13 protein-coding genes and 1 pseudogene are annotated in these 16070 nt (G+C 73.8%); 9 read left to right on the top strand and 5 right to left on the bottom strand.

Annotated elements, in window-relative coordinates; genetic code table 11:
* Positions 1 to 21: 21 nt before the first annotated feature.
* Entirely contained in the window at positions 22 to 441 is a 420-nt protein-coding gene (locus A3Q37_RS19710; protein WP_255311873.1) for a hypothetical protein, read from the top strand.
* 33 nt (positions 442 to 474) lie between these two features.
* Here the strand turns inward: A3Q37_RS19710 and A3Q37_RS19705 are convergent, their stop codons facing one another.
* Positions 475 to 1494, bottom strand: coding sequence for a LacI family DNA-binding transcriptional regulator (locus tag A3Q37_RS19705; RefSeq protein WP_065486446.1), 1020 nt, complete (start codon positions 1492 to 1494; stop codon positions 475 to 477).
* 159 nt (positions 1495 to 1653) lie between these two features.
* Between A3Q37_RS19705 and A3Q37_RS19700 the strand changes: the two genes are divergently transcribed.
* A complete protein-coding gene (locus tag A3Q37_RS19700) occupies positions 1654 to 2598 on the top strand; it encodes a carbon-nitrogen hydrolase (protein WP_065486444.1) in 945 nt (314 codons plus the stop codon).
* Here A3Q37_RS19700 and A3Q37_RS19695 read toward each other — a convergent pair.
* Positions 2582 to 3811 carry an MFS transporter gene (locus A3Q37_RS19695; protein WP_065486442.1) on the bottom strand — a complete coding sequence of 410 codons (1230 nt, stop codon included), beginning with the start codon at positions 3809 to 3811 and terminating at the stop codon, positions 2582 to 2584. The genes A3Q37_RS19700 and A3Q37_RS19695 overlap by 17 nt on opposite strands.
* A 171-nt stretch (positions 3812 to 3982) precedes the next feature.
* Here A3Q37_RS19695 and A3Q37_RS19690 point away from each other — a divergent pair, with 171 nt between their 5' ends.
* The 5 genes from A3Q37_RS19690 (at position 3983) to A3Q37_RS19670 (ending at position 11878) form a co-directional block, all read left to right on the top strand.
* Positions 3983 to 7384: an AfsR/SARP family transcriptional regulator gene (locus A3Q37_RS19690; protein ID WP_176711463.1), complete on the top strand. Its 3402-nt coding sequence runs from the start codon at positions 3983 to 3985 to the stop codon at positions 7382 to 7384.
* Between the two features lie 140 nt (positions 7385 to 7524).
* Positions 7525 to 8571, top strand: a complete 1047-nt coding sequence (locus A3Q37_RS19685) for an endonuclease/exonuclease/phosphatase family protein (protein WP_079137877.1) — start codon at positions 7525 to 7527, stop codon at positions 8569 to 8571.
* A gap of 65 nt (positions 8572 to 8636) precedes the next feature.
* Positions 8637 to 9401, top strand: coding sequence for a two-component system response regulator CseB (cseB, locus tag A3Q37_RS19680; protein ID WP_065486438.1), 765 nt, complete (start codon positions 8637 to 8639; stop codon positions 9399 to 9401).
* Positions 9402 to 9417: 16 nt separating this feature from the next.
* Complete coding sequence (locus A3Q37_RS19675; protein WP_176711462.1) at positions 9418 to 10716, top strand: HAMP domain-containing sensor histidine kinase; 1299 nt, start codon at positions 9418 to 9420, stop codon at positions 10714 to 10716.
* 232 nt (positions 10717 to 10948) lie between these two features.
* Complete coding sequence (locus tag A3Q37_RS19670; protein WP_176711468.1) at positions 10949 to 11878, top strand: D-alanyl-D-alanine carboxypeptidase family protein; 930 nt, start codon at positions 10949 to 10951, stop codon at positions 11876 to 11878.
* Between the two features lie 21 nt (positions 11879 to 11899).
* Here A3Q37_RS19670 and A3Q37_RS19665 read toward each other — a convergent pair whose 3' ends face one another.
* From A3Q37_RS19665 to A3Q37_RS19660, 3 genes and pseudogenes are all read right to left on the bottom strand, one after another.
* Positions 11900 to 13051: an NADH:flavin oxidoreductase gene (locus A3Q37_RS19665; RefSeq protein ID WP_065486589.1), complete on the bottom strand. Its 1152-nt coding sequence runs from the start codon at positions 13049 to 13051 to the stop codon at positions 11900 to 11902.
* Positions 13052 to 13296: 245 nt separating this feature from the next.
* Positions 13297 to 13461, bottom strand: a complete 165-nt coding sequence (locus A3Q37_RS37280; RefSeq protein WP_176711461.1) for a hypothetical protein — start codon at positions 13459 to 13461, stop codon at positions 13297 to 13299.
* A 78-nt stretch (positions 13462 to 13539) separates the two neighbouring features.
* Positions 13540 to 14463 (bottom strand): annotated as a pseudogene (locus tag A3Q37_RS19660) (nucleotidyl transferase AbiEii/AbiGii toxin family protein).
* 401 nt (positions 14464 to 14864) lie between these two features.
* Between A3Q37_RS19660 and A3Q37_RS19650 the strand changes: the two are divergent.
* Complete coding sequence (locus A3Q37_RS19650) at positions 14865 to 15077, top strand: DUF4287 domain-containing protein (RefSeq protein WP_065486434.1); 213 nt, start codon at positions 14865 to 14867, stop codon at positions 15075 to 15077.
* Between the two features lie 168 nt (positions 15078 to 15245).
* Entirely contained in the window at positions 15246 to 16019 is a 774-nt protein-coding gene (locus tag A3Q37_RS19645; RefSeq protein ID WP_065486432.1) for a polysaccharide deacetylase family protein, read from the top strand.
* Positions 16020 to 16070 lie beyond the last annotated feature (51 nt).

Genomic DNA, 16070 nt, shown 5'->3' with positions numbered 1-16070 from the left:
AATGATGCGTGCGGAGTCCCAGTGGGAGAAAAGGAGCTGACGCCCCTTCTTCCTCATGGTGAGAAGGTCGAGGTGAACGGTGACTCCATCGTGACGAACAGTGGAAGTTACTGCGGCCTGAGCGTCGATGACTATCCGGCTGTCTCGCTCGCTGTTGAACAGGTCGACAAGTTTTACGATCCGATGGGCGAGCTCGGAAGCTTCCGGTTCACGAACCGGAAGAAGATGGAGCCCTTGCCGTTCGACGGCTCCGGCGCTATGGGCGACAAGAACGTCATGATCAGCACCCCGTGCGGCCTGCCGAAGGCCGATCACCTGCTGGTGTTCCTCATCGTGGGCGAAAAGGTCACGAAGGACGTGAACGAGAGGCGGAGCGACATGGAGGCGTTCATGCTCGACTTCGTTCCCCGGGTCAAGAAGGCGATGGCCTGTTCGGCCTGATGTGATGCTCTGTTCGGCCGGCCGCGTGGCGCTTCAGCCCGGAGACCCGGTCGAGGCGCGGGTCTCCAGGGACCAGGCGTGGCGGCGGACGGTGTCGGGGGCGGCGCGGTCCGCGAGGATGTCGCAGAGCAGTTCGGCGCAGGCGCGGCCGTACGCGGCGGGGCGCAGGTCGACGGCGGTGACGGGCGGTTCGGCGCCTCGGGTGGCGGGCCCGTCGACGCAGGCGGCGACGAGCAGGCCGCTCCCGCTTTTCGCGCCGCCGCCGACCTCCCGGCCGAGGGCGGCCGCCGCGCGCAGGACGCCGGGGGCCGAGCCGTCGGGGGCGCAGATCACGGCGTCGACGGCGGGGTCCGCGGTGAGCAGGGCCCGGGTGGTCTCCTCGGCCTCCGCCGGGGTCGCCGCGAACGGCACGGTGCGCAGCGCCACCTCCACCCCGTGGGCCCGCCCCCAGGACCGGGCCGTCGCGCGCAGGGCGGTCGCCCAGGCGGAGGACCCGGACGGGGCGAGAAGGGCGGGGAGGCGGGCGCCGCGCTCGGTGACATGGTCGAGGAGGGCGGTCAGCGAGGCGGCGTTGTCGCAGATCACGGCGGCGCTGGGGCCGGTGGCCGGGCCGAGGTAGCGCTCGCCGGTCACCACCGGGACGCCCGCGTCGAGCAGCCCGGGCACCGCGCTGTCGCCCGCCTCGGGGTCGATGACCAGCAGCCCGTCGACGCGCGAGGCGATCCGCCCGCCCGCCGCTCCCGACGGCGCGAGCAGCACCATGTCGAGCCCGTCCTCCTGGGCGCGCTCGACCGCCCCGAAGGCGAGGTTCATGTAGTAGTCCAGCCGGGTCGCGGTGGCCGGCAGATGCAGGCCGACGGCCCCGGTGCTGGCGCGCCGCAGCCGTCGGGCGGCGCTGTTGGGCCGGTAGCCGAGCTGCTCCGCCACCGCGCGGACCCGGTCCCGGGTGGCCTCGGCGACCCGCCCCGACCCCTGGAGCGCGTCCGACGCGGTGCTCTTGGAGACCCCGGCGGCACGGGCTACGTCGAGCAGGGTCACGGTGCGGGAGGTCACGGGGGTGAAGTCTAGGGGGTGCGTCGACGCCGGCGGCCGTACGGCCCGGAGGGTTGCCGGAACGTTCCGGCAGAGTTAGATTCGATCCGTTGCCGGAACGTTCCGGCACTCCGCTCTCAGCCTCCCCGTCCCCCGCCCCCCTCGCCCCTGGAACTGGTCATGCGTCTGATCACCGCGTACAGCCCGCCCGCCTCCCCGACCCGGACCCGCCCTGCCGAGCGCGCCCCGCTGCGCGTCGCGGCCGTACAGCAGCGGTGGCACCGCGACCCGGCCGAGCACCGCGCCGCCCTGCTGGAGGGCATCCGGCTCGCCGCGGCGGAGGGCGCCCGGGTGGTCTGCCTCCAGGAGCTGACGCTCTCGCCGTACTTCGCGGTCGTCCGGCGCGCCGACCACCCCGAGCCGGCCGCCCCGGAGGAGCTGCTGACGGGCCCCACCTTCACCTTCGCCGCCGAGGCCGCGCGGGAGCACGGGGTGTACGTCCACGCCTCGCTGTACGAGAAGGCCCCGGCGCCCGGCGGTGAGGACGACGGCCTCGGCTACAACACCGCGATCCTGGTCGCCCCCGACGGCACCCTCGCCCAGCGCACCCGCAAGACCCACATCCCGGTCACCGAGGGCTATTACGAGGACGACTGGTTCCGGGCCGGCCCTGCGGGCGACGACGCCTTCCCGCTGGTCGAGGTCGACGAGGCCCGCTTCGGCCTGCCGACCTGCTGGGACCAGTGGTTCCCCGAGCTGGCCCGCGCCTACTCGCTGGCCGGCGCCGACGTCCTCGTCTACCCGACCGCCATCGGCTCCGAGCCCGGCTTCCCCGGCTTCGACTCCCAGCCGCTCTGGCAGAAGGTGATCACCGGCAACGCCATCGCCAACGCCACCTTCATGGTCGTCCCGAACCGCATCGGCGCCGAGAACGGCCTCACCTTCTACGGCAGCTCGTTCATCGTGGACCCGTACGGCCGCGTCCTGGCCCAGGCCCCCCGCGACGAGCCCGCCGTCCTCGTCGCCGACCTCGACCTGGACGCCCGCCGCGACTGGCTGGAACTGTTCCCGTTCCTGACCACCCGCCGCCCCGACGCGTACGGCCCGCTCACCGAGCCCCGCTGATCCGCCGGGCCGGAAACCCCGCGCCGCGGGCGTACAGCACCACCGCGATCACCGGCAGCAGGAGCAGCAGCACGGTCCAGGGGAAGGACGCGCTGCCGAAGGTGTCGAGGAGGATCCCGCCGACGATGCCGCCGGCCGCCATGGCGGCGTTCCAGAGCGTGACCAGCATCGCCTGGGCCGCGTCGGCGGACTCGCCGCCCGCGTCGGCCACGGCGGTCTGGAGCAGGGTGGGGATCCCGCCCCAGCCCAGGCCCCACAGCACGGCGGCGGCGTGGACGAGTGCGGTGGTGTCGGAGAGGGCGGCCAGGACCGCCGCGGCGAGGGCGACCAGCAGGGCGCCCGTGACGGTGAGGGCGCGCAGCCGGTCGTGGATCAGGACGCCGGTGATCCCGATGCTCGCCAGCGAGGCCGCGCCGAAGACGAGCAGGATCAGCCCGGTGGAACCGCCCAGGCCCAGGTCGTCGAGGTACGCCGCGATGTACGCGTACAGGATGGTGTGGGCCAGGACGAAGACCAGCGTCACGAACAGGACCGGGCTCACCCCCGGGATGCGCAGCGTCCGCAGCATCCTCGGCCGCTCGCCGCGCCCCTGCCCGGGGAAGTCCGGCACGGCCGCGAAGATCCACAGCAGGAGCAGCACGGTCAGCGCGGTCATCGCGAGGAACGCCACCCGCCAGCCGAGCGCGTCGCCGAGGAAGGTCCCGGCGGGCACGCCGAGCGACAACGCCACCGGGATGCCGGCCATCGCGATGGCGATGGCCTTGCCCTGGAGGTGAACCGGTGCCATCCGCCGCGCGTATCCGGCGAGCAGCGCCCAGGCCAGCCCGGCCGCGACCCCGGCGACGAACCGGGCCGCCATGGTCAGTTCGTACACGGACGACACGGCGGTGACGGTGTTGGCGAGGGCGAATCCGGCCATGGCGGCGAGCAGCAGCCGCTTGCGCCGCCATCCGGCCGTGGCCGCCGTCAGCGGGATCGCGGTGAGGGCGGTGCCGATCGCGTAGACCGTGACCGTCTGCCCGGTCGCGGACTCGCTCACCCAGAGGTCGTCGCTCATGGCCGGGAGCAGGCCTGCGGGAAGGGTCTCGGTGAGGCTGGTGACGAAGACGGCGGTGGCGAGGGCCAGCAGGGCGAGCAGCGGGAGCTTGCCGTTCCGGGGATCAGCTTTCGCGGGAGACGTGGCGGCGGTGGTGGTGTCGGGTGCGGTGCTCATGGAGTCGGCTCCTGGTCTCCCGGTACGTGATCGGCTTCTACGGGTGAGCAGGACTGTGCGCCGGAGGGCTTCGGAAAACCTTCGGGAGTTCTTCGGGAGTCCTTCGGGAGTCTTTCGGGAACGCCCGCGACCAGCGTTTTCCTCGCATGTCTCGCATGTACGGTGGCGCGTATGCGGTTTGGGGTGCTCGGGTCACTGGTGGTGGAGGACGGCGAGGGGAACACCGTCACCGTCCCCGAGCGCAAGGTCCGGGCCCTGCTGGCGGACCTCCTCGCCCACGGCGGCGGCCCGGTCTCCGCCGACCGGCTCATCCACGACCTGTGGGGCGACGCGCCGCCCGGGAACCCCGCGGGCGCGCTCCAGGCCAAGGTCTCCCAACTGCGCCGGGCGCTAGGCCGCGACCGGGTGGTGCGGCAGCCCCCGGGCTACCGGCTGCGGCTGGAGCGCGGTACGGACGAGGTGGACGCCGACCGGTTCCGTGCCCTGGTGACGGAAGCCCGCCCCGTACGGGATCCGGGCACCCGGGCCGAACTGCTCACCCAGGCACTCGCGTTGTGGCGGGGCCCCGCCTACGCCGACTTCGCGGACGCCCCGTTCGCCCGGGAGGCCGCCCAACGCCTCGCGGAGCAGCGGCTGTCGGTGCTGGAGGAGCAGGCGGAGGCCCGCTGGGAGGCGGGGGACCATGTGCTGCTCGCCGGGGAGCTGGCCGACCTCGTGGCCCGGCATCCACTGCGGGAGCGGCTGCGCGCGGTGCAGATGCGGGCGCTGTACTCGGCGGGGCGCCAGAGCGAGGCCCTCGCGTCGTACGACGACCTCCGGGGCCGCCTCGTCGAGGAGCTGGGCGTCGATCCCGGGCCCGAACTCGCGGCCCTGCAACGGGCGGTGCTCCGGCAGGATCCGGTGCTGATGCCGCCTGTTGCTTCTGCTGTTGCTCCCGTCGTTCCCGTTGCTTCGGTTCCTTCGGTTCCTCCGGTTCCTCCTGTTGTTCCTGGTCCTCAGGAGAACCTTCCGGTTCCGCTCACGCCCCTGGTCGGGCGTCACGACGTGCTCGCCCGGATCGCTGAACTCCTTGTCGGAGAACGGCTGGTGACCCTCACCGGGCCCGGCGGGGTCGGCAAGACCCGGCTGGCGGTCGCCGCCGCCACCGCGGAGAGGGACCGGCCCGCGGCGGACGGCCCGGGGGACGGCATCTGGTTCGTCGAGTTCGCGGGTGTCCGTACGGGGACGCCCGCCGACCTCGCCCAGATCGTCGCCGCCACCCTCGGTATTCGCGACGACGCCCCGAGCGCCGTGCCGGGCGCGGGAGTCGGAACCGGTGCAGGTACCGGCCCCGGCGCCGGGGACCTTTCGTTGCCGCACCGGCTGGCCGCCGTCCTGCGCGACCGCCGGACCCTGCTGGTCCTGGACAACTGCGAGCACGTCGTGGACGCCGCCGCCCGGCTCGCCGAGCTGCTGCTGCGCACGGCCCCCGGGCTGCGCATCCTCGCCACCGGTCAGGAACCCCTCGGCCTGGCGGGCGAGGCCGTGTTCCTGGTCGACCCGCTGCCGCCCGCCGAGGCCGCCCGGCTGTTCGTGGAGCGGGCCGGGGCCTCGGCCCCCGGCTTCCCCCGCGACCCGGACGGGCCCGAACGCGAGGCCGTCGCCGAGATCTGCCGCCGCCTCGACGGCATCCCGCTGGCGCTGGAGCTCGCCGCCACCCGCGTACGAGCTCTGGGCGTACGGGAGTTGGCGGAGCGGCTGGGTGACCGCTTCCGGGTCCTCGCCACCGGACAGCGGGGCGCCCCGGCCCGGCAGCAGACCCTGCGTGCGATGATCGACTGGAGCTGGGAGCTGCTCGGCGTACCCGAACGCGTCGTCCTGCGCCGCCTCGCCGTCCACCGCGACGGCTGCGATCTCGCGGCGGCCGAGGCGGTGTGCGCGGGTGACGGCGTCGCACGGGAGGACGTCCCCGACCTCGTCGGGCGGCTCGTCGACCGGTCCCTCGTGGTCGTGGCGAACGGTCCGGACGGGCCGCGCTACCGGCTCCTGGAGTCCGTCGCCGCGTACGCGGCGGAGCACCTGCACGCGACGGATGGCTTCGCGGCCGTACGCCGACGCCACCTGCTCCACTACCTCACCCTCGCCGAACGCGCCGAACCCCGGCTGCGCGGTCCGGAGCAACGCCGCTGGCTGGACCGGCTCGACACCGAGGCCGGGAATCTGCGGGCCGCCCTCGACGAGGCGGTGCGCCGCGCGCCGGACTCCCCGGGGGCGGTGGACGAGGCCGTGCGGTCGGCGACGGCCCTGGCCTGGTGGTGGCTGCTCCGCGGCCGCCTCACCGAGGCCCGCCGGAGCCTGCACGCGGTCCTGGTGGTCGTGCCCGAGGACTCCGCCGAACTCGTCCTCCTGCACCGGGCGTTCGCCCTGCTGACGGGCGATGCGGGTGAGACGGGCGAGACGGGCAGTGCCACAGGGGTGTCCGGCACCGATGCGGTCGCGACCGGGATCGCGGCCGTCGCCGAGGCCGTCCCCGACCCCGTGCGCCGCGCCCGCGCGCTGTGGCTCTGCGCGTACGGCCTGTTCAGTGCGGGCGACACGGCCGGGGCCGAGGCGCTGAACGCCCGCGCGCTCGCCCTCGCCACCGCCGAGGACGACCCGTGGGGCACCGCGGCCGCCCTCGGCCTCCGGTCGACGCTCGCACTCACCGGCGGGGACCTCGACGGACTCGGCCGCGACGGGCGGCGCAGCGCCGCGCTCTTCCATGAACTGGGCGACAGCTGGGGCGAGTTGCAGACGGTCTCCCCGCTCGCCGTGCTCGCCGAGATCAAGGGCGCGTACGAGGAGGCCGAGCAACGCCAGCTCGAAGGGCTCCGAATAGCGCGGGACTTGGGGCTTGAGGCCGAGGTGTCGGCCCGGCTCTCCGGGCTCGGCCGGCTGGCGCTGCTCGCCCGTGACTGGGACCGGGCCCGCGATCTGCACGAGCGGGCCCGGCGCATCGCCGCCGAGCAGGGCTACACGTACGGCGAGATCCACTCCGGGATGGGCCTCGCCCTCGGCGCCCGCCGCTCCGGCGACCTCGACGCCGCCGAGGCACACCTCCTGCGCATTCGCGACGGGTTCGCCGCCGTGTCCTCCCGGGCGGGGGACCACCTGCTCTGCGCGGAGCTCGGCTTCATCGCCGAACTCCGGGGCGAGGCGGGCGCCGCCGCCGCGCACCACCTGCGCGGCCTGGACATCGCCCGCGTCCTCGCCGAGCCGCGCGCCCTGGCCCTGTCCCTGGAGGGCCTGGCCGGGGCGGCGGCCCTGATAGGGGACGGACCGGCCGCCGTCTGCGCCGCCCGCCTCCTCGGCGCCGCCGCTGCCGCCCGCCGCCGGGCCGGTGCCCCACTGCCGCCCGCCGAACGCGGCGACGTCGACCGCGTCACGGCGGCGGCGAGGGCGGTCCTGGGCGCACCGGCGTTCACGGAGGCGTTCGGGGCGGGGGAGCGGGGAGGCCGGGAGGGTTCGGAGGGCACGGAGGACGCGGTGCGCGGCGTCCGGGCGCTGCTGGAGCCTCCCGCGGGCCGGTGCCTCCCCGCACCGATACGTACCTGAAACAGAGTCGCGCGGTGCTCGAAGTACGCCCCTGACCGGCCGGAAGCGGCGTTCCCGGAGGCTGTCGACGTACCCGATCCCCGAGGTATGCGACCGCCCGTCAGGAGACCAGTGCCGTGCAGAGCCCACCGGAAGCCGCAGTGCCTGCCACGGACAGGACGCCCGACCTCGGCTCCGACCCCGCCGGGCCGGATTCCACCGGCTCCGGTCCCGGCGGCTCCGGTTCCGACGGCTCCGCTCCCACTCGGTTCGCCGCCCGCCGCCGCGCCGCCCCCTGGCTCGCCGCCGCAGCGGCCCTCGTCTGGGCAGCGGCGATGGCGCTGCACGCGTGGATCCCGAACGCGGGCGTCAACGCGGGCAGCCTCTTCCAGACGCTGCTGCCGTGGACGGGCCTCGGCGTACCGGTCCTGCTCGTGCTCGCCGCCGTACTCCGGTCCCGGCTCGCCGCCGTGGCCGTGCTCGCGCCCGCCGTCGTATGGGTCACGCTCTTCGGCGGAGCCCTCACCGACAAGCGTCCCGACAAGCGTTCCGGCGCCGGCGGACTGACGGTGGTCAGCCACAACGTGGACGAGGGAAACACCGACCCGGCCGGCACCGCGCGCGTGCTCGCCGATGCGAAGGCGGACGTCCTGGCGCTGGAGGAGCTGTCCGACGCGTCGGCCGCCGTCTACTCCCGCGAGCTGGCCGCCGCCTACCCGCACCATGCCGTGCTCGGCGGCGTCGGCATCTGGAGCAGGCACCCGCTGGCGGGTGTGAAGGAGGTGCCGATCATGCCGTGGACCCGCGCGATGCGCGCCACGGTGCGGGCCCCGGACGGGCCGCCCGTCGCCGTGTACGCGGTGCATCTGGCGTCGGTACGGGTCTCGGCGGCCGGTTTCACGACCGGCCGGCGCAATGACGCGGCCCGCGAGCTGGCCGCCGCGCTCCGGGCGGAGCCCGCGCCCCGGGTGGTGGTGCTGGGCGACTTCAACGGTACGTATCAGGACGGCGCGCTGGCCCCGGTGACCTCGCAGCTGCGTTCCGCGCAACGGGAGGCGGGCGACGGCTTCGGCTTCACCTGGCCCGCCGCGTTCCCGGTGGCCCGTATCGACGACGTACTGGTACGGGGGATGACCCCGCGCGCCGCCTGGACCCTGCCCGCCACCGGCAGCGACCACCTCCCGGTCGCGGCCACGCTGATCCGGTGACCGGGTCCTCCGCCCTCCCCCGACTACGATGCGACCGACCGATGACCGATCGACTTGACCGGCCGATGACCTCGAACGCCCAGGTAGGCAGCGTGTCCGAAGCCCGAGGACCGGCACCCGGCCCCGCCCCCGTCGGCGTGCTGGTGGTCGAGGACGACGCCACCATCCGCCGCGCCGTCCAACTCGCCCTGGAACGCTACGGCTACCGGGTCGACGTGGCCGCCGACGGGCTCAGCGGGCTGGAGGCCTTCCGCGCGGGCGCGCACGATCTGCTGATCCTCGACGTGATGCTGCCCGAGCTGGACGGCATCGGCCTCTGCCACCGTATCCGCGAGGAGAGCTCCGTCCCGGTCCTGATGATGTCCGCGCGCGGCGACGCCCTCGACGTGGTCGCGGGCCTGGAGGCGGGGGCCGACGACTATGTGATCAAGCCGGTCGACACGGCCGTCATGGTCGCCCGCATCCGCGCCCTGCTGCGCCGCGCGACCTTCCGCCCGGACGGCCCCACACCCGAGAAGTCCGGCCGGGACCGGGCCCCCGACCACATCCTGACCTTCGGCGACCTGACCGTCGACACCCTCGGCATGGAGGTCCGCCGGGCCGGCGCGACCGTGTCGCTGACCCCCACCGAACTGCGGCTCCTGCTGGAGTTCGCGGCCGCGCCCGGCTCGGTCCTCGACCGCCGCAGGCTGCTGCGCGACGTGTGGGACTACGGCTGGGAGGGCGACACCCGGGTGGTGGACCTGTGCGTGCTGCGGCTGCGCAAGAAGATCGGCAGCGGGCGGATCGAGACCGTCCGCGGCTTCGGCTACAAGCTCGTCCGCGGCTGAGCGGCCGCCGACCGCCGTGGACTTCCTCAACCCCCGCGCCCTGCTGAACCCCCGCGCCCTGCGCTGGAAGATCGCCGCGCTGACCGCCGCCGCGTGCTGCGCGGTCGCCGCCGTCGTCGGCTTCCTGGTGCACGACGCGACCCGGGAACGCGGCCTGCGCGTCGGCACCGACCGGACGCTGACCCGGCTGATCGCGGCCGAGCGCGAGTACGACCGTACGGGGAAGGCTCCGGCCGACATCGACGTACGGAGCAGGGACGAGCTGCCGGAACCGCTGGCGCGCGACCTCGCGACCTTCGCGGAGCAGCCGGGGACGGACCGGCCGGACACGGGCGGTTACGCCACCTGGTACGACGCCGATCCCCCCAACTGGTACTGGATGTGGGGTGCCGTGGCCGTCGCCGACGACCGGTTCCTCGTCGTCCGGGACGACATGAGCACCGAGGTCCGCAGCCTCCAGCTCCTGGACCGCAGCATCGTGAAATCCGTCCTCGCCGCCCTCCTCTTCGTCGTCCCGCTCGCCGCCCTCGCCACGGAACCGGTCAACCGGCGGCTGCGCCACGGGGCCCGTACCGCCCGCCGTATCGCCGACGGCGACCTGGACGCCCGGATCGGCCCGGCCGGGCGGGCCCGCGACGAGGTCACCGAGATGGCGGCGGCCGTCGACGACATGGCCGCCGCCCTCCAGCGCAAGCTGGAGAACGAGCGCCGGTTCACCGCCGACGTCGCGCACGAACTGCGCACCCCGCTCATGGGCCTGGTCACCGCCGCCGGGCTGCTGCCCGAGGACGACGAGGCGGCCCATCTCGTGCGGGACCGGCTGCGGGCCCTGAACGCGCTGGTCGAGGACCTGCTGGAGATCTCCCGGCTGGACGCGGGCGCCGAGCGGGCCCGCCTCGATCCGGTGCCGCTGGGCGAACTGGTCGCCGACGTGGTGCGGCGTACGGGCACGGACACCCGCGTCGGCGCGGCGGACGCCGAGGTGGTGGAGACCGATCCGCGCCGGGTGGAGCGGATCGTGGTCAACCTCGTCACCAACGCCCACCGGCACGGCGCGGCCCCCGTCGAGGTGACCGTGACCGGCGCGCGGATCGCCGTACGCGACCACGGCCCCGGCTTCCCGCCCGACCTGCTGGAGCGCGGCCCGCAGCGGTTCCGTACCGGTGCCAGCGAACGCGGCCGGGGGCACGGCCTCGGCCTGACCGTCGCCCAGGGTCAGGCCGAGGTGCTCGGCGCCCGGCTGACCTTCGCGAACGCCCCGGACGGGGGAGCGGTCGCGACCCTCGACCTGGCTCCGCGCTCACCCGTCGCCTGATACGGAACCGCAACGCAGTCTCGCGGCCGTGGAAACGGTGCCGTACGGGTCCGGAAGAACGACTCCTCGAAGGTGAATCCGGTACGGGAAACCGCACCGGTGCCCTCTGGAGGAACCCATGCCCGCAGCGCCCACTATCCCCGCTCCCCCTGGGAGGGGTGCCCGCTTCCGACACCGGATTCGATTCCGTCTCCTCCTCCGCCGCTCGGTCCTCGTACCGCTGACCGCCGCCGTGGTGCTCGTGGCCGGTACGGGAGGGTGGTACGGGTGGTACGCGGCCGGGGGCGGCAGCCGGTCCACGGTCGGGCCGGGCGGCGACGGCGGCACGGGGGAGGGGGTGGCGCCGCTCGCCCGGTCGCTGAACCTGCCGTGGCCGCGCGAGGGCCAGGCGAGCGTGGCGGTCGAGGGGATCGGCAGCCTCGGCACCCGGGGCGAGCAGAAGCCGGTTCCGATCGCCAGCGTCACCAAGGTCATGACGGCGTACGTGATCCTCAAGGACCACCCGATGCGGGCCGACGCGCCCGGCGTGACCGTGGTCGCCGACCAGCGGGCGGCCGACGAGTCGTACTCCTCCGTCGAGACGACGGCACCGGTGCTCGCCGGGCGGAAGTACACCCAACGGCGGCTGCTGGAGCTGATGATGGTGCCGTCCGGCAACAACGTGGCCCGGCTGCTGGCCCGTTGGGACGCGGGTGACGAGAAGGCGTTCGTCGCGAAGATGAACCGGACCGCCGCCGGGCTCGGCATGCGGGCCACCACGTACACCGGGGTGAGCGGGATGGAGACGAGTACGCGGAGCACGGCGGCCGACCAACTGACCCTGGCTCGCGCCGCGATGAAGGACCCGGCCTTCCGGCGGATCGTGGCGACCGCCTCCGTCACGGCCCCGGGGGCCGGGGTGACCTTCCGCAACACGAACAAGCTGCTCGGGCGCGACGGGGTCGTCGGTCTGAAGACGGGCTCGTCCACCCCGGCGGGCGGCAACCTCGTCTGGGCCACGCGGCAGAAGGTCGCCGGGGCCGACCGCCTGGTCATCGGTGTCGTGCTGCACCAGCGTGCCGGTACGTCGCCCACCGAGGGCAGCGCCGCCGCCCATGAGGCGAGCCGCGCCCTGATCGCCGCGATCCGGGCAGAACTCCCGGCGGCGGCGAACAGGGCGTAGAAGCGGACTAGTTGGGGATCGTCAGTGGAGGGTCTTCAGCATCTCCGCGCCGAACGGGGTGATGTCGGCGGTGCGCCCGCGCAGGGTCTTCGCCGCCCACTCGGGATCGGCGATCAGCGCCCGCCCGACGGCGACCATGTCGAACTCGTCGCGCTCCATCCGGTCGAGCAGCTGCTCGATGCCGGTGACGTCGGAGCCGTTGCCCTGGAAGGCGCTGAAGAAGTCGCCGTCCAGGCCGACCGAGCCGACGGTGAGGGTCGGTCGGCCGCTGATCTTCTTCACCCACCCGGCCAGGTTCAGGTCGGAGTCCTCGAACTCCGGCAGCCAGTAGCGGCGGGTGGACGCGTGGAAGACGTCGACACCGGCCTCCGCCAGCGGCGTGAGCAGGGCGTCCAGCTCCTGCGGGGTCCGGGCGAGCTTCGCGTCGTACGCGTCCGCCTTCCACTGGGACATCCGGAAGAAGAGGGGGAAGGCGTCGGACACGGCGGCGCGGCAGGCGGCCACGATCTCGGCCGCGAACCGGGTGCGGGCGACCAGGTCGCCGCCGTAGGCGTCGGTACGCCGGTTGCTGCCGGACCACAGGAACTGGTCGATCAAGTAGCCGTGGGCGCCGTGCAGTTCGGCGCCGTCGAAGCCGAGGCGCTCGGCGGCGGCCGCCGCGTCGGCGAAGGCGGCGATGACGTCGTCGAGGTCCTTCTGCGTCATGGCGCGCCCCTTGGGCTCGCCGCTCAGCGAGATCCCCGAGGGCCCGACCGGCTCGGCGTCCGGGACGGGCCCGGCGCCTTCGGTGCGGGTGATGCCCACGTGCCACAGCTGCGGAATGATCGCGCCGCCCGCCCGGTGCACGGAGTCCGCGACGTGTGCCCAGCCCGCGAGCGCGGCCTCGCCGTGGAAGCGGGGGACCTGGTCGCTGGTCCCGGCGGACTCGTGGTCGACGTAGGTGCCCTCGGTGATGATCAGCCCGACGTCGGCGGCGGCGCGGCGGGTGTAGTAGTCGGCCACGTCCTGCCCCGGAACGCCGTCCGGGGAGAACTGCCGGGTCATGGGCGCCATGGCGATCCGGTTCCGAGCGGTGAGCCCGCGCACCGAGAACGGCCGGGAGAGGGCGCGCGTGGCGCGCTCGGCGGCGCTCGCCTCGTCCGCCGTGTCCCGCACACCTGCCGGTGCCGTCATGTCCGCCGGGGCTGCCGGGTCCGTCACGTCTGTCACGTCTGTCACGTCGGGTTCCTGTCCGTTACGGGGGTGGTCACCCCGCCCCAACGCACTTGAGCCGCGCCGCCATCCCGGCATCGCCCCGGATGCGGGTAAAGGGTAGGCAAAAAACGGAGCCAGACTCCGGTGCCCCTTCGGGGGCGGCGCATCCCCGCCGGGCTCATCCCGCCGGACTTATCCCCGCCGGACTCATCCGCGCCCCGAACTCATCCCCGCCCCGACTCGGGCCGCTCCGGCTTCTCCGGCTTCTCCGGCAGCTTCAGGTCCGTGCAGGCCCCGCGCCGTACCTGATCCGCCGCGAACGCGGACACGTACTCGCGCAGCAGCACACTCCGCTCGCCCGTACGCCATGTCCGTACCAGTGTGAGCAAGGGCGCTGATGCCCCTGCTCTCCGGGGTCACCGCCCCGGGGCACTGCCCCCGGGTCACCGCCCTCCGGGACACCGCCCTCAGGGGCACTCGGGTTCGTCGGCGAACGTCGGGGCCAGCGCCGCCCGCAGCCGCCCGGCGAACTCCTCCTCGCGGCCGTCGAACCGCGGGTACTCCCCGGTGAAGTGATGCCACTCGACGTAGCCCAGTGCCTCGTCCAGATCCTGGCTCCCCACCCGTGTCCGCCCGATCTCCGGCCACTCCCCGCTCAGCCGGAACACCTCCTGGAGCAGGGCGGAGGGAAGCGGGTGCCGCTCCGCGAGCAGGGTCGCGTCGTAGAGGTCCTTGCCCTGGGCGTACGCGTCGTTGATCAGCCACATCACCTTCCAGGCCAGGGACAGCGCGGGGGTGGCCCCGTACAGAACTCCGCCGGACGGCAGGACGATCCGCTCGGGCGGCTCCGGCAGCTGCTCGCCGAAGACGAAGTCCAGCTGCACCCAGCCGCCCGGGATGCCGGGAGCCTCCCAGGGCAGCATCATGCGGCGGCCAGGCACCCGTTCGTACGTCCAGATGTCCTCGCACACCGCCCCGGCGGCGCGGATCCGCACTCCGCCAGCGCCCTGCGCGGCCCGCGCCTCGGCGGCGCCGCGACACCGGCCAGCAGCTCCGAGGTCCGCTCCTCCTCCATCCGCCACGACGCGGGCGCGACCACGAAGTCCAGATCACCGGGCTCGCGCGCCTCCTCGCCGAACCACAGGGCCATGAGCACGCTCCCGCGCACCACCAGCGCCTCGGCCCACGGGGACGCGGCCACCCCGTCCCGTACGGCGGCGAGCGCCGTGGCCCGGGCACGCTGCCAGGCCCGGGTGGCCGCGGGGGAGGGGAAGACGGGGTCGGTGGTGCGGAAGGCGTTCGGGAACTGCTTGAGGGCGGGGTCGAAGACGGTGCGCTGGACGGCGTCGTCGTCCATCACCCGCAGCATCGTCCCTCGGCACGGCGTCCAGGAAGGGGCGCCGGGCGTCGAGCCCCGCGGAGGGGTGTACGGGATCGGCGGCCGGCACCACCGTGGGAAAGCTTCACGTGGTGCTCGAAGTGCCGTGGTTCATACGAGTGTTCACCCCTCGGCACATCGGCGTCGTCGCGCGGAACCTCGGGCCGGAGGGCGGCCCAGCGCTCCAGCCTGCGCAGTTCGTCGCCCTCGCACAGGACCGCCAGATGGCTTTCGTACACCGGCACAGCATGCCGTAGCCGCGTCGAACGGGCGCGCGGATATCGGGGGCGGTCGACGAGACCGATCCGTAATCTGATCGACAGTCGGACGCCGATGACTTCGCAGCCCGGAACCGGTCATATGCGCGACACCATGTGAACCACATCCACATCCACACCACAGACGGGACACGCCATGACCGACGCCGTGAAGGGCCCCGCCAGTTACTTCCCCTCGATCGAGAAGAAGTACGGCCGCCCGGTCGCCGAGTGGAAGGACCTCATCCGTGCCTCCCCGCTGACCAAGCACATGGAGCTGGTCGGCTGGCTCAAGTCCGAACACGGCCTGGGGCACGGGCACGCCAACGCCCTGGTGGCGCACACGCTCGCGGAGGACAGCGCCCGCTGACGCGCACGGGCGGCCCGCCCCCACCGCCGAAGTCATAGAAGCTCGGCGTTTGTCGCCGCCTGCCTTCAGACATGTCCGCGCTCGGTAACCGAGGCATCCCATCCAGGCACGCGCATGTCTGGATGGGTGCACGACATCGGGTGGCGACGGCAAAAGGGGCGGGCGGACATGGCGAAGCACAAGGGACGGGCCTGGCACAGCAGGCTCCTCGCGGCGGCGCTCGGCGTGACGGCGCTGGCCGCCGCCACCTCGGTGTGGACCGCCCAGGCCGACACCACCGCCGGGCAGGCGCGGGGCGGCGACTCCGCACCGGCCGCCGAGGAACGGCCGGTCAAGAAGGTGGCGGCGGAGATCGCGCACGCCTCCGAAAGCGGCCCGCGGGGCGTCAACATCACCATCGACGACGGACCGCACCCGGTCTGGACGCCGCAGGTGCTGCGCCTGCTGAAGGACGAAGGCGTGAAGGCCACGTTCTGCATGGTGGGCACCCAGGCCAAGGCGTACCCCGACCTGGTCAAGAAGGTCGTGGCGGACGGCCACCGGCTGTGCAACCACACCGTCTCGCACGACACCACCATGGACACCAAGTCCGAGGCCTACCAGTCCCAGCAGATCCTGGACGCCGAACGCATGATCACCAAGGCGTCCGGGGGCGTCCGGTCGCAGTACTACCGGGCCCCGGGCGGCGCCTTCACCCCGTACAGCCGCCACCTCGCCGCGTCCCACGGGATGCGGCCGCTCGGCTGGAACGTCGACACCAAGGACTTCGAACACCCCGGCGCGGACGCGATGGTGGCCACCGTCAAGCGCGAGATCTCCAACGGGCCGACCGTCCTCTTCCACGACGCGGGCGGCGAACGCTCCGAGACCGTGGCGGCCCTGCGCGAGGTCCTGCCCTGGCTGAAGGAGCAGGGTTACTCCTTCGGCTTCCCCGTGCGCTGAACGAAGTCCCGCGATCCCCTGGCCCCCTGGTCACCTGGCCCCCTGACGGAC

The sequence above is a fragment of the Streptomyces sp. PTY087I2 genome, assembly GCF_001687325.1.
Lineage (GTDB): Bacteria > Actinomycetota > Actinomycetes > Streptomycetales > Streptomycetaceae > Streptomyces.
This window is presented reverse-complemented; position numbering and strand designations above follow the sequence as displayed.